The following is a 13,560-nucleotide window of genomic DNA, read 5'->3' on the forward strand; positions in this document are numbered from 1 at the left end:
GAGATTTTCCCCTATTGAATGAAGTCTTATAAATTCACCCTTTGAGTGTGAGTAAGTAGTGGTTTTACTTATCCCTAAATCAATCTTCTTGGCTCAACTCATTATCTTCATTATAATTTAGCCTTCTTGAACGCAACCGTTGACCCGCAACCGTTGCGCCGGTTGATCACGCCGCTGCTAGGGTTTTCGATAAAACCTTTTTTGAAAAGATTTTCAATCAAGCCGTTTCAAAAAAGGTTTGCATAGTGACTCGATAAGAAATTCGGGTAAATCAGTCTTCATGAGCAAGTTGAAAATGCAGCCTTTTTTACTCCAAAATTATCCCTGTTGGCTCAGCTAAATATCTTCTTTATAATTCAGCCCTCTTGAGCGAAGCGAAAAGGGCTCCGTCCTCCCGAGACGGGACTCGGGGTGGAAAACTATAAAAAATCAAGGGAACAATTTAAAATAGAAAGGTAATGGAAATGCTTTACCGAAAAATGCCACAGAACGGAGACGAACTTTCTATACTTGGGTTCGGGTGCATGCGCCTTGCTGTCAGGGATGGAAAGATCGATGAGGAAAGAGCCACCCGCCAGGTGCGTTATGCGATCGGCCACGGAGTAAACTATATCGACACGGCCTGGCCGTATCACATGGGAGAAAGCGAGCCTTTCCTTGGGCGGGCCCTTGCCGGCGGATACCGCAAAAAGGTCATGCTTGCTACAAAACTTCCATCCTGGACAATAAAAAACAGAGAGGACATGGACAGGATCCTGAATGCCCAGCTTGAAAGGCTGAATACTGACCATATTGATTATTATCTTGTGCACGGACTTGTGAGGCTTTTATGGGACAAAATGGAAACGATTGATATTCTGGGCTTTCTTGACAGGGCAAAGGCTGACGGACGAATTATCAACGCTGGCTTTTCTTTCCACGGGTCGGTTGACGATTTCAAACAGATTGTGGATGCATATCCCTGGACCTTCTGCCAGATACAGTATAACTTTCTAGACGAAAAAAACCAGGCAGGAACAGAAGGGCTTGAGTATGCCGCTTCAAAAGGCCTGGGAGTCATTATTATGGAACCCTTGCGCGGAGGCAAGCTGACAAATCCCGTGCCCCCTGAAGTGCAGGAAATCTGGAATAAAGCGCCTGTGAAGCGTACACCTGCAGAATGGGCCCTTCGCTGGGTCTGGAACCGACCCGAGGTCACAGTTGTGCTTTCAGGCATGAATGAGGAGACCCACATCGAAGAAAACCTGAGAATCGCATCTGAAGCTTATCCTAACTCTCTGACCGAAGCCGAACTGCAGCTTGTAAAAAAAGTAGAACAGAAATACAGGAAACTTATGAAAACCGGCTGCACAGGCTGCAGATATTGTTTACCCTGCCCTTCAGGCGTGGATATTCCAGGCTGTTTTGAGATTTATGATAATTTATACCTGTCAGGTAATGAAAGTGAAGCAAAACTTATGTATGTGTCAAAACCAGGTGGAATAATAAGAGGTGATGTGCCAGGGTATGCTTCCCAGTGCGTCCAGTGCGGACAATGCGTTGAAAAATGTCCACAGCACCTAGATATTCCTTCACTGCTCGAAGCAGTGAAGGAAAAGTTTGAGGGAAAAGATATCAGAGGATGGAAAATCGTGGCAAAAAAGACATTTGGGAAGGAATAAAAAGGTGTTTTGGGAAGCAATAAAGGAGTTTTGTAAGAAATAAAGGTCAAATCACAAGGCACTTATCTTTTTAGTCTGTTATTGCACCAACATTGAAACAACTGCCCTAGATAAACAACTGCCCTAATTCCTTTAATCTATTTTTCATTCAACATTCCTTTCCTATCGAAAAAGCTTTTCCAAGACTACACCCAACGCCATAATAGTCTCTACTTCCCGGGTTATATATAACAGGTCTGATTTTCTCAATATTAGGGTTTCCGTTTTCATCGAGCACGGATTCATCGGCTTTGATGTCCAGGATTTCTCCTACAAACAGGGTGTGAAGCCCTATCTCAAGAGTGTGCAGAAGTTTGCATTCGAGGACAACCGGAAATTCACCTACATAAGGGGCAGGCACAAGCTCACTTCTTACCGGCGTCAGGCAGGTTGCCTCAAACTTATCTTCATCCCTCCCACTTGTGATACCGAAGTGATCGGCCTGTTTTACATAAGCTTCCGACGGAATACTGATCGTAAATGCTCTGTTTTCCATGATACCAGCATAAGTGTAAGTCGCTTTTCTTAAGGATACACTGATGCATGGAGGGTTCGAACAGCAGATTCCTCCCCAGGCTGCAGTCATGGCATTGGGCTTTCCATTCATGTCATAGGTGCCGACAACCCAGGCTGGAGTCGGAAATGCAAGTGGCTTTGCTCCTATTGATTGTTTCATGCTTTTATTTTTCTTTTTGAGAATATATAAGTATGTTTTGTATTATCAGTAGGCAAGGATTCTATAAATTGTGCTCTTTTTGGTTAAATTAAGAAAGTATTATAGTAGAGTATATAACTAAAAGTGTAAATCCCCTTAATATAATCATCTTAAAAATAATATATGTCTTTAGGGGATAATAATCAGGTTGTGTCCCTAAGTTACTGGACCGGAACTCTGAACGTTAACAATTCCTTTAAACTCTATATATGATCAGTTATTTTTTCCGCCATCTCTGGAGTTCTTTGGAATCATTTTCTATTTTGAGAGTCAATTTTTAATTTCAGAGGATCGTGAGTTTTTGTAAAGTTATACCATGCCTGAAAAAAAATCAAAGACATTCTGATGAATTTTCATATTTTACTGAGAACGATTTTTTGTTTTTAAAGCATTATTACCAGTTTTGTCAAAACCTCCATTCTTCTGCTGTTTTCTTAAACTCTTCTCCTGCTATTTTCTTAAACTCTTCAATCTCCTCTTCAGAACACCCACATAACTTTTTGTAAGCATCTTTAATCTCAATATTATTCTGCCTTGCTAATGTTTCTGCCTTTTTTTTGCAGTCGCAGATTTTCTCAAAGGCCTTTTTTGGATCGCATTTTATCAGATCATCAATGGTTTTTATATTTGCAAAATAATGAAGTTTGAATGCCAGATCTTTGTTCATTTTGAGTTTTGTGACAAATTCCGATTCATCCATCTCCATATAGTATCTTGCTTTGTGTATATAAAAGTTAATTTGATTTATTGAGTAGTTGCCAACTCTTCCTTCCTGTTTTTTAAGCAAACTGCCCGTTCCTTCTACCAGGTTTCGAGTATCAAGGTTTACTTTCTTACTAATTCCCTCAGCATCGTATCTTGCAAGTTCTTCTATTGTCCTTATCTTTGCACTGTACAGCATACATGCCAGATCTTCATCTAATCCGAGTATCTTAACAAAGTCTGATTCTTCAACATCATATTCAGTCCTGAATTTTAACTCATCTTTGTCGTACTTGGGAAGAAGTGCTTGAACCCCTAAATAAACCCATTTTTCTACTGATTTTGTAAAGAAACCCGCAAAAAAGGAAAAAATGAATATAAAAATTTCATTTTTCGGGTCAATACCTGTTGGATTTTGAAAAGGGAGTGTATAAATGCCTATTAACGCTATAAAGGGTGCAATTAGAATTCTCCTAACATATGACCAGGCAATGTTCATCTTTTTATACTCAGGAATGAGCTGTCTATAAGTTTCTTCAATACTTAATAGGAGATAAGAAATAACTCCAGCAGTTGATGCAAATATTATGTAGATTGGAAACTCCAATTCCTCTATTCCATAAAATGTAATACTCTCGATGTCATGCTGATAAAAATAAAAAAGCATCATGGGCCATATTAAAATTGCAGAAATAACAATGAAATTCCTTACTATATCGTGAAGATTCATTATTGGGTTGTTTTCATTCTCTTTTTTCCCCTTAGAGAATACCTCATAATAAATGATAACACCTAAGATAAAAAATAACACAATAACAAAGAAATACCGGATTATGGTTGAGATCAAATTCAATTGTAAAAGCCATAATAGTAATGCTAAAAGTATAAAAACTACAAAACAGAAGTTCATTCTTTCGAAAAACCGGCACATCCAACACAAAAAAAGAAGGTAACCGACTAAAATAGGTAGTATCAAAACCCATTGAAATGGATGTATTTTGTTTATTGTACCATTTGCTGTTCCATTAACTGTATCATTTAAATTCGTATTTGTTTCTGCTGCACAAATCCCCTGAGCCAGCAGACTAAAAATGAATATTATTCCTAAAAATTTACAGGCTCTCCCAGCTCTTTCCATAACTATTAATTTGTATTTTAGACTATATATATACAGGATTACAACTATTTCTAATCATTATTCAGATCGCAGATCCTTAATCCCTGCCTCTCTCACAATATAGGTATTTTTGCATATCCCGCCAAAATGAGGGAATTAGCACGACTATACTCAGATTGAGTTATAATGAAATTTTACATATGTTAATGATTGGAAAATAGGTGTATAAAAGAGAATTTTAGTCAACATAATGCTAATCCCTTATTTTGGGGTAATACCAGCGTCTCTGTCAGCATGTGCCAATTTTCGTAAAAGACGTATCAATGAACACTCTAGATTCTGGCAAAGTATTTGAAACAAACTTGACTGTCTCAAAGATATTCTCCACGTAAATTAAACCCAATTAATTCTGTAAAAATTTAAATTATTTTCTTAAAATCTGCAACTATATGCCATTTTTAAACACTTATATCCTTACTCTACTTTTCATAATGATTTCATCTATTATTATACACGGAACTTATCTGTACTTATATACATAGAGCTCATCTGTAATTAAATTCCTATAAAGTTTGTTTTCTTTACTCCTTCTAAAGATTTTTTTTCTCTGCAGAGTATTAAAGACAGTTTTTCAATGAAGGGTTGCTGCACCATTTTCAATTATTTCCTGTTTTTTTCGTCGGGCACTTAACAGCCCAGCTAATTGGCGTTCAGTTGGAAATTATTGGATATTTTGTATAGTTGCCGTTATATAATATGCGAGCTATAAGATAGATACAGGAGTATTATGATTCACTACTCCCCTTTCCGGAGAAGAATTACAATAAGGGACTTATCAATGGGACTCTCCGATAAGGGAGAAATTGTGGGGTGCAAGATTGAAAAATATGAATAAATACGGTAAGCTATTGCTTAGTGCATATATCATGAAGAAAATGAAGTCAGGCAGATCTCCAGGGAGAAAGGGAATATTGCGTAAATATGCTAAGCTGGCCCTTGGCGCATATCTCCTGAATAAACTCAGGTCAGGGAGACTTGAAAAGGAAGTAGAAGCCGAATTAGAGCCGGAAGAAATGATGCTTAGCGAAGAAGAAGTTGAAACAGGCAAGGGGAGGCCTTCAATGAGAATCGGTAAAATAATTCTGGGTGGTCTTGCAGGCGCAACACTCATATACGCTGTAAAAAGGCGTGCTGCTAAAAAGAGAGGACATAAAATCGACGTGGAATGAGCCTCGAAGAAGGTAAATCTGCACAAAATGAGTATATGGTGTAGACTCCTGCTGGGTGTACTTGCAGGAGCTGCCATTATACATGCCGTTAAAAACGTATGTGCTGCAACAGGTTTCTTCCAGAAGCTTTAAAATCGTTTTTCACTCCTTTCAAGCACAGACAGGCTCCTCCGAAGGTAAAATCCATATATCCTGAAGGCAAACCTTTGCTTTCAGGCATGACTCCCCTATTTGGATCGAATTCGATACGCCTATGAACAATGCAATCATTACGAAAGAAACCGTAATAGTTAGAAGTTCTGCATCAAAAGAGCCTGTGGATGTATTATTGGACACAGGGTCCAGAATGCTGATGTTTCGTCCTTATGACGAATATCCTATGGACGAATCAGGCGCCGGAATAACAATCATTTTACTTAGAAGCGAAACCGGATCTGGATTCATAATAGATAAGCTCGATATTGCTCTGGATGGAGATGAAGACGGAAAGTCAGGTTGAGATTATGAATATACTTACAGGATTATAAGATAAAAATCGAAATATTGTGGGAATGACTCTGAGAACTCCTGCTTTCCGGAATAATCCAGTTTTTAATCTCTTCCCACCTTGTTTTATTTTTTGTATTTTCTTTTCACTAATTATTTAATAGATTTTTTTTGGATGCGTGATCAATTGATTCACATAGTTAATAGGATTCCAAGCAGACCAGCTTACCCTGTCAAGAGATTTGTTTATTATTGTTCATTAGCTGTTACAAGTTTTAATGCATAGGAATTCTGACAACTCTGAGAAATATATGATTGGACAAGCTTATTTAATATAGAAGCATTCTTGAATATTTAGAGTTAACATAATTAGATTTCCAGATAAAGATGTTTATTATACTGTTTTTCGTTCAGGAGGGGTGAATTATAACCGATTTAAAGAAAGACTCAGGAAAAGAAGAGATTTCTGCTGAAAGTACCTCTATTGAAGCTAAAGATAAAAATACAGAAAAAGAAGTAAAAAAGGAAATAGGAAAAGAAGTAGAAATAAAAACGAAAAATCACAGAGCTCTACTTGAAAGATACGAGCAGCGGCTGAAAGATCTGGATCCGGAGCTTATCACCCCTGAAGATGAGATCGCCTTAAAGGAAGCTTTTATACATGCAAAGGAGACTTTTGAGCCAGAGGAGCTGGTAAGCTGGTTCACAGCCAAAGCCGAGCCCTTTTATAGATCTGTATCTTGGAAAGTGCTCTTCCCTCTGTATGAAGAACTGCTTGGTATTGTGGAAAACAAGCCTGGGCCCGAAAGTCCGGAAACCGCATCTGTGCTGAACGGGCTTGCAGGAATCTATCGCTATATGGGGAATTACGAAGAAGCTCTCAGGCTTTTTTCAAGGGCCTTAAGAATCCGCGAAAATCTTCCAAGCCAGCCTAGACCTGAGACCGGGGATACACTCAGTGATCTTGGCATTCTTTATACTCTAATAGACCGACGCGAAGAAGCCCTTTCCTTTTATACCCGGGCGCTGGAGATCCAGAAAAAATTCCTGAGCCCGAAAAATCTAGGTGCTGTCAGGACTCTGAACAGGATGGCCTTTTTTTACAAGGGGCTGGAAAAACCCGAGACGGCTGAAAAATGCTTCAGGCGGGCTCTCGAACATCTTGAAAAGCTTCAGGAGCAGGAGCCTGACAACCGCGTGGTTATGGGGTATAGAGCCGGAACCCTGAATAACATGGGTGTCTTGCTCTCGGAAATGGGCAAACTTGACGAAGCTGAGGACAGGTACGGACAGGCATTAAAGCTTCAGGAAAAAGTATACGGTGCTGAACACCCGCAGGTGGCGCAGACCCTCAACAATCTTGCCCTGCTCTATTTCCAGACCACAAGGTATGAGAAAGCCATGATCCTCTATACCCGGTCCCTGGAAATTATGGAAAAATTCGGAAAAACTGAGCATACGGGCTTTGCCACGACCCTGAATAACCTCGCAGGCGTTTATGTCCAGAAAGGCCGCCATGAAAAAGCCCTGGAACTCTACACAAGAGCCCTCGAAATCCGGGAACGTCTCCTTGGCCCTGACAGCCCTGATGTTGCCAAGACCCTGAATAACATGGGCGAACTCTACAGGATCCTCGGCCAGCACAAAAAAGCCCTTCCTCTCTACACCCGCGCTCTCAAGATCTACGAAACAACCCTCGGCCCAACTCATCCTGATGTCGGCACAACCCTGAACAACCTCGCAGGCCTCCACGAAAGCATGGGCGAATACGAAACCGCAATCAACCTCTACGAAAAAGCCCTTGGCATAATCGAAAAAGAATATGGACCCGACCATCCATATTTTAAGATCACGCGAAATAATTTAATTGGCCTGTATGAGAAAATGGAGAGAAGCTGGCGGAGATGAATTCTGGGGAGCAGGGAAATACAAATTTTCAGCAATAATAGAGGATTATAAAAAGTCAAAGCTGGATTTAATTCTAAATATTTATAAATTAATTTAACAAACTGGCTCTCTTTTCGGAAAGCCATTAAAATAAAAAACGGAAACTGGCTTCGAGACTTATAAAGTGAATTTTTCGGTCAAAAATTTAACTGGCCAGTTTTCAATACTTCCCCGTCATCCTCGCAATAGCCCTGTGTATCCCATGTATACTCAACCCACTTCCGAGGTACATCATTGGGCAGTGTTCGGTCATGCATTCGAGACCTTCTGCTTTGCAGGTATCCACGGCTTTTTCGGTTTCTGTTCTCCAGTGGAGCCAGATTTTAGTTATGCCTTTCTCTTTCAGGGCAGGGATAAAATTTCCAGGATCAGTTATTGTGACGCCTAGGACGGCACGGTCAAGGCCGGCCGGAAGTTCGGACACTTTCCTTAAAGAGCCAGGTTCCGGCTTGTCGGAAAGGTCGATGACATAAACATTTTTTCCCCGATTTTTAAGTTCGGATATGGCCCACTTCATTGCGGGTTTTGTATGATCAGTGACGAATGCATAGGTTTTTGCGTTCCAGAAATTTTCCCTTTCGGACTTCGTAGATTCCATCTTGAATTCCCCAATTAGATTCTAAATTAATACGTCCTTTGGTTTATATAAGCTTATATAAAGCCATAACACGGTTTCCGGCAGTGCAGGAAGAGTTTCCGGAAAGTCGAGCATAGATAACAGATAAAAAATAAAAATGAAGGGGCAGCAGATCCGGATAAGATTCTGCTTATTTCCACTCGTTATTTCTACTTGTTTATCCTGCTTACTGTCCCTGAAGCTTCTGTCCAGCCGCCTGAAGCGCTCCGCCGAGTGCCTTTGCAAGTTCACAGTTCTGGGAGCATTTTGAGGCACAGGTGCAGTATTTAGGGGTTATTTCCATCATCCACTGCCCCAGGAAGTCAAAGGCTTTGAGCTGATCTTTATTTGCGGTCTGTACGAAGTTGTCTATATCATGTAGTTCCATGATTTATCACCAGGATCTGGTTAGTTGTATATATTTATATATTTGAGCGTCAGAATTATGTACGGGTTTTTAATTGTACAGAAAAATAACTTTTAATTAAACCTTTAATAGTGCCTTCAATAGCAGTATTCTTAGCAACGTTAATTGTTGGCCCTGATTACAAAAAGCTTTAACTAAAAGAATTTTAATTGCTTATAATCAATTTTGAGCATTTTTCGAGGCAAATAAAAAATGGAGAAAGCTAACGAAAATTCCGAGGTTTATTACCGGGAGGAACTTCACTCTATTAAGGAAGAAGTCACATCCCTGCGGAATGAGTTCTCAAGGTTTTTGCAGCGGGCAAACCAGCAGCATATTGAAGGGATGATTGGGGAGATGAGAAAGAGCTTCATGAGGCCCATGGTAGACTACCTTTGTGATGACGCAAACGATAGAATGCATACCAGGATGACAGCGGACTGCGGGATGCGGGATTTTTGTGAAATGGCTTTTCGGGAGCTCTTACAGGAAACCGCAGGGCTTATTGGGAAGGGCAGGATAGAAGCTGAAACCATAAAACTGTACCGGGACAGGCTGGAAGAATTAAAAAAGGAAGCAAAAAGCTCCGATTGTAGCAGGTGCTTTTCGGAAGCTACAAATCTTTTTGAAAAGCAGGTCAGACTTATGCGCTCGCTCCAGATTTATGAAGAAAAGGACGAAGAAGATAAAAAAATAGACATCAGCGAAATCGAACCTGAAAGGCTGGTCACTGAGGTCTGCGAGCCGGTAGCAAACCGACAGCGTCTCTTGATGCTCAAAGCGCTTTCTGGGGAAAGCAAAACTTTTTCCGAACTTTCCAAACTTACAGGTCTGCGCGGCGGAAACCTGCTTTTCCACCTCCAGAAACTGCTTGAAACAGGCATGGTTTTACAGCGAAATGAGCGGGGAGATTATATTATTACCAGAAAAGGTTATTCCACTCTTCAGGGGCTTTCAAGAATCTATTCTGAAATTGAGAAAGAATAAATAAGTGAAAACAGTGAAAAAGTAATAAAAGACGGTAAAAGGAAGTAATAATCTAAAAAGGAAGTAGTGATAAGGAAATAGTGATATAAAAGGAAATAATGATGTAAAAAGGCAACAATAATCAATAAAACTGATAAAAAGCCAGGAAAATTGGCTTAAATCAATAAATTACTTCAGCTGTCACATCAGCTACCATTTCAGCCGAGATTTCAGCCATCATTTCCTATTGCATTAACCGGGCAGGCATCCAATGCTTCTTCGCAAAGTTCTCTCTCTTCGTCGCTTTCAGGCTGCTTATATACATAGGCATTAGAATCGTCGTCATTCATCTTGAAATTCTCTGGTGCGGTATCCACGCACAGATGACACGCTATACAGCTATAGTCACAATAATAAGGTCCTGGAACATTTTCAGCAACTTTATCGGTATTATCGGCTATACTTCACTCCCCCATTGTGTTTATCTTACAATAAGAGTAATTAAGAGGATTTTTATATATAACTTAACGTTCAAAAATGACTTTTTCAGTGCATTAAATTCCTCGACAAGCTATGCAGTCCTGTACATCTTAATGTATATTGAAAAAAGAGCTGGTTTAGTAACTATCTGAATTAGTAACTATTTATTTAGTTTTTTTGAATAATTTCACTTCTGGGCATAAATTTTCAAAATCGGAGAACAGCCTTTGTTGAGGTTCTGGAAAATATATTTGGGAAATATATTTAATTCTATCCGCCTTTTTATTAAATGGGAAGCATAAATTTCTGTAGATCTATACCTTGAGGGGAGGGTACCATAGTTACGAAAGAAGAAGTTATTGAAGTTTTAAAGACCTGCTACGACCCAGAAATTCCAATCAACATTATTGACCTTGGACTTGTTTATGAGATAAAGGTAAAAGGGGACCGGGTACATATCAAAATGACTCTAACCATGCCTGGCTGTCCTATGGGAGAGCTTATTACAGAGAACGTGAAGAGGAGGGTCGAGGCGATAGATGGAGTAAAAGAAGCAAAGATCGAGCTTGTTTGGGACCCACCGTGGACTCCTGACAGGATTTCGGAAGAAGCACTGAAGCGGATTACGGAATAATTAAGGAATAACTAAAGAATAACTAAAGAATAACTAAGGAATAATTAAGGAATGAAATGTCGTACAAAAAGTATGGGGGAAATAAATATGGGAAATCAGGGTCTTACCGACTTGCCAATGAAAGTCAAACTGCCTGAGCCAGATGCTGCAGATAGAAGCCATATCGAAGAACTCATTGCAAAGCGGAGGTCCGTACGAAGATATACAGACAAAAAACTCTCCGAGTCCGTTATTTCTCGTTTTCTCTGGGCAGCTCAGGGAATAAATTCGGAGGACGGTTTAAGGACTGCACCCTCTGCAGGTGCGCTTTATCCTCTTGAAATTCATGTAGTTACCGGAGAAAATGGCAAACTTGAACCTGGGGTTTACAGGTACATTCCTGAAAGCCATGCCCTTGTCCGAGAAATCGCAGGCGATGTGAGGGAGAAGCTTTCAAAAGCTGCTCTCTTCCAGCCCATGATCAGAAACGCTTCCGTTTCATTTGTAATCTCCGCGGTTTATCCTAGGATAACAGGCAAATATGGCAGTCGAGGCATTCGTTATGCCCATATGGAAGCAGGGCACACTGCACAGAACGTATGTCTTCTGGGAGTGGAACTTGGGATAGGAACCTGTACAGTAGGAGCTTTTGAGGACGAAGAGGTAAGAAAAGTGCTTAAACTGCCAGCAAATGAAGATCCTCTCTATATTCTGCCTCTGGGTTATATTTGAATCCTTTTAAAGCACTGTATTTTCTATACTTCTCTAAAAAAGCCTTTTATGGTACCAATCTCCTCTCAAACAGTTTAATATTTTAAATTGAGAAACCGAAAGAAAAGGAGAAACTTAAGAGAGGATGGAATTTAAAAGAAAGGAACCAAGAAAGGGATTAATAAAGAGATTATGAAACTTCAGAGGTTTCTTTTAGTTTCAGGGCTCATCTCAGCGTTTTCCCGGATTAACTTGCCTTCAGAATACCGATATATCGCAAGTTCGCCTGTAGAAAACCTGACTTCCCTGATATCTTCATCGGAAATCCCTTCTATATATTTGACCAGAGCTCTCAGACTGCCCTGGTGGGCACAGACCAGCACATTTTTCCCTGCCTTTACGGCAGGCAGAATTTTTTTCTTGAAATAAGGCACTGTACGTTCGTACACGACTTTGAGGCTCTCTCCTTCAGGTGGGCCTGGCTCAAAGTTCCACCTCCAAGATGCAAGTTTTTCTGCCCCGTATTTTTCTTCCATCTTCTGCTTTTTCCTGCCCTGGAGCTTCCCGTAGTAGCGCTCGTTTAAAGAAGGTGTAAAATAAATTGGAATTAGTTTTTTACCAAGCTTTTCAGGATACGACGAATACCAATTCATTTTCTCCGAATATCCTCCATCACAGGCTCCTTCATGGACGATAACTCCTGTTTTCTTCTGCCCGGACAATATTATAAAAAGAGTTTCCTGCGTTCGCACAAGGTTTGAGGCAAAAGCAAGGTCCAGCTCGAACTTTTCAAGCTCTACCGCACACTGAAGAGCCTCTTCAATCCCTTTCCTGCTGAGAGAAATATCCACCCAGCCGGCAAGCCTTTCTCCGGGCTTTAAGCCAGGTTCTCCATGCCTGACAAGTATAAGATGACCCATAAAATGATACTCCATATCATCAGTTTCTATAGCCAGAAGCCAGTAAGTATAGCTAGAATCCAGTAAATATATCCAGAATCCAGTAAATATATCCAGAATCCAGTAAGTATATCCAGAATCCAGTAAGTATATCCAGAATCCAGTAAACACTATGGTTTATTATTTCTTCGGTGCAGGCCTGAACTCAAGCCTAGTATTGTAGAGAAGATGCCAGAGGTCACCTTTTTTTGCCATTCTTTCCGCATCAATTGCAGCTCCCTGCCCCTCGATCTGGAACCTGATACTCCGCTTCCCGAAAGTGACTTTTCCGAGACTGCTTTCCATCCTGCTGTAATCAAGGGCATCGGCAATCCGGACAAGGGCAGCTACTTTGAGGGTAAGATCTTGAAGGTCCTCAGGCATTTTTCCGAACTCCTTTTCTTTAAGTTTCTCAAGTTTCTCTTTGCCTGCACTCTTTTTATGCAGGAAAGCAGTCCAGGCAACAACAGGCCTGAGCCTTTCAGGCACCTCTAAAGGCGGGTGAAGGAGTAAAATGTTCCTTCCTGCTTTGTGATGGTTTTCAAAATCTGTTGCCACTCCGGTATCATGAACAAGAGCAGCTATCTCCACCAGGTTCTGCATTTCGGAGTCCAATCCGTGTACAGAATTAAGAATATCAAAGAGCTCAAGCGCGTTCCTGGCCACATTGTCGGCATGACTACGCTCAATTCCATAGATGTGGTAAAGGTCTTCCATAGATAGAGGCTCTGGACAAAAGTCTTCCGCAAGAATATTATCCTTTGATATTCTCACGTTTGAACCTTCGCCTGGCTGATCACTTCCTGAAAGTTTATTGGCCGAATTCGAATTAAAACCTCCTTTCTATATGTCTTATCTTTATTGGTATTCTTGATCACGCCGCTACGTCGTTTTCGCTCAAGCCTTTTTTGAAAAGGCTTGCGGGCAAGCAGTT

The 13,560-nt window shown here is 40.5% G+C and carries 15 protein-coding genes; 8 read left to right on the forward strand and 7 right to left on the reverse strand.

Annotation, left to right across the window (positions count from 1 at the left end):
• Positions 1–464: 464 nt before the first annotated feature.
• Complete coding sequence (locus BP621_RS11470) at positions 465–1,661, forward strand: aldo/keto reductase (RefSeq protein WP_292390029.1); 1,197 nt, start codon at positions 465–467, stop codon at positions 1,659–1,661.
• Between the two features lie 148 nt (positions 1,662–1,809).
• On the opposite strand, the gene BP621_RS11475 is transcribed toward BP621_RS11470, so the two are convergent.
• Positions 1,810–2,376: a flavin reductase family protein gene (locus tag BP621_RS11475; RefSeq protein ID WP_292390030.1), complete on the reverse strand. Its 567-nt coding sequence runs from the start codon at positions 2,374–2,376 to the stop codon at positions 1,810–1,812.
• Between the two features lie 445 nt (positions 2,377–2,821).
• Positions 2,822–4,255 carry a hypothetical protein gene (locus BP621_RS11480; protein WP_292390031.1) on the reverse strand — a complete coding sequence of 478 codons (1,434 nt, stop codon included), beginning with the start codon at positions 4,253–4,255 and terminating at the stop codon, positions 2,822–2,824.
• A gap of 866 nt (positions 4,256–5,121) precedes the next feature.
• On the opposite strand from BP621_RS11480, the gene BP621_RS11485 reads away from it, so the two are divergent.
• The 4 genes from BP621_RS11485 to BP621_RS11500 all read left to right on the forward strand — a co-directional run bounded on the left by BP621_RS11485 (position 5,122) and on the right by BP621_RS11500 (position 7,954).
• A complete protein-coding gene (locus BP621_RS11485) occupies positions 5,122–5,463 on the forward strand; it encodes a hypothetical protein (RefSeq protein ID WP_292390059.1) in 342 nt (113 codons plus the stop codon).
• A 253-nt stretch (positions 5,464–5,716) separates the two neighbouring features.
• Positions 5,717–5,962 (forward strand): hypothetical protein, encoded by a 246-nt coding sequence (locus tag BP621_RS11490; RefSeq protein ID WP_292390033.1) that lies wholly within the window; start codon positions 5,717–5,719, stop codon positions 5,960–5,962.
• Between the two features lie 734 nt (positions 5,963–6,696).
• A complete protein-coding gene (locus BP621_RS11495; protein ID WP_292390035.1) occupies positions 6,697–7,857 on the forward strand; it encodes a tetratricopeptide repeat protein in 1,161 nt (386 codons plus the stop codon).
• Positions 7,826–7,954, forward strand: a complete 129-nt coding sequence (locus BP621_RS11500) for a hypothetical protein (RefSeq protein WP_292390037.1) — start codon at positions 7,826–7,828, stop codon at positions 7,952–7,954. The genes BP621_RS11495 and BP621_RS11500 overlap by 32 nt, the downstream gene beginning before the upstream one ends.
• 102 nt (positions 7,955–8,056) lie before the next feature.
• Here the strand turns inward: BP621_RS11500 and BP621_RS11505 are convergent, their stop codons facing one another.
• Positions 8,057–8,494, reverse strand: coding sequence for a CoA-binding protein (locus BP621_RS11505; protein WP_292390039.1), 438 nt, complete (start codon positions 8,492–8,494; stop codon positions 8,057–8,059).
• 205 nt (positions 8,495–8,699) lie between these two features.
• Positions 8,700–8,900, reverse strand: coding sequence for a hypothetical protein (locus BP621_RS11510; RefSeq protein ID WP_292390041.1), 201 nt, complete (start codon positions 8,898–8,900; stop codon positions 8,700–8,702).
• Between the two features lie 231 nt (positions 8,901–9,131).
• Here BP621_RS11510 and BP621_RS11515 point away from each other — a divergent pair, with 231 nt between their 5' ends.
• Positions 9,132–9,905 carry a winged helix-turn-helix domain-containing protein gene (locus BP621_RS11515; RefSeq protein ID WP_292390042.1) on the forward strand — a complete coding sequence of 258 codons (774 nt, stop codon included), beginning with the start codon at positions 9,132–9,134 and terminating at the stop codon, positions 9,903–9,905.
• A 209-nt stretch (positions 9,906–10,114) separates the two neighbouring features.
• On the opposite strand, the gene BP621_RS11520 is transcribed toward BP621_RS11515, so the two are convergent.
• A complete protein-coding gene (locus BP621_RS11520; protein ID WP_292390062.1) occupies positions 10,115–10,345 on the reverse strand; it encodes a ferredoxin in 231 nt (76 codons plus the stop codon).
• A gap of 356 nt (positions 10,346–10,701) precedes the next feature.
• Here BP621_RS11520 and BP621_RS11525 point away from each other — a divergent pair, with 356 nt between their 5' ends.
• Both BP621_RS11525 and BP621_RS11530 read left to right on the forward strand, forming a co-directional pair.
• On the forward strand, positions 10,702–10,998 hold the full coding sequence (locus BP621_RS11525) for a metal-sulfur cluster assembly factor (RefSeq protein WP_394339306.1): 297 nt from the start codon (positions 10,702–10,704) through the stop codon (positions 10,996–10,998).
• Positions 10,999–11,085: 87 nt separating this feature from the next.
• Complete coding sequence (locus tag BP621_RS11530; RefSeq protein ID WP_292390044.1) at positions 11,086–11,709, forward strand: SagB/ThcOx family dehydrogenase; 624 nt, start codon at positions 11,086–11,088, stop codon at positions 11,707–11,709.
• A gap of 179 nt (positions 11,710–11,888) precedes the next feature.
• Here the strand turns inward: BP621_RS11530 and BP621_RS11535 are convergent, their stop codons facing one another.
• A complete protein-coding gene (locus tag BP621_RS11535; RefSeq protein ID WP_292390045.1) occupies positions 11,889–12,608 on the reverse strand; it encodes a histidine phosphatase family protein in 720 nt (239 codons plus the stop codon).
• Positions 12,609–12,767: 159 nt separating this feature from the next.
• On the reverse strand, positions 12,768–13,400 hold the full coding sequence (locus BP621_RS11540) for an HD domain-containing protein (RefSeq protein WP_292390047.1): 633 nt from the start codon (positions 13,398–13,400) through the stop codon (positions 12,768–12,770).
• Positions 13,401–13,560 lie beyond the last annotated feature (160 nt).

This window comes from Methanosarcina sp. UBA5 (assembly GCF_002505485.1).
Classification (GTDB): domain Archaea; phylum Halobacteriota; class Methanosarcinia; order Methanosarcinales; family Methanosarcinaceae; genus Methanosarcina.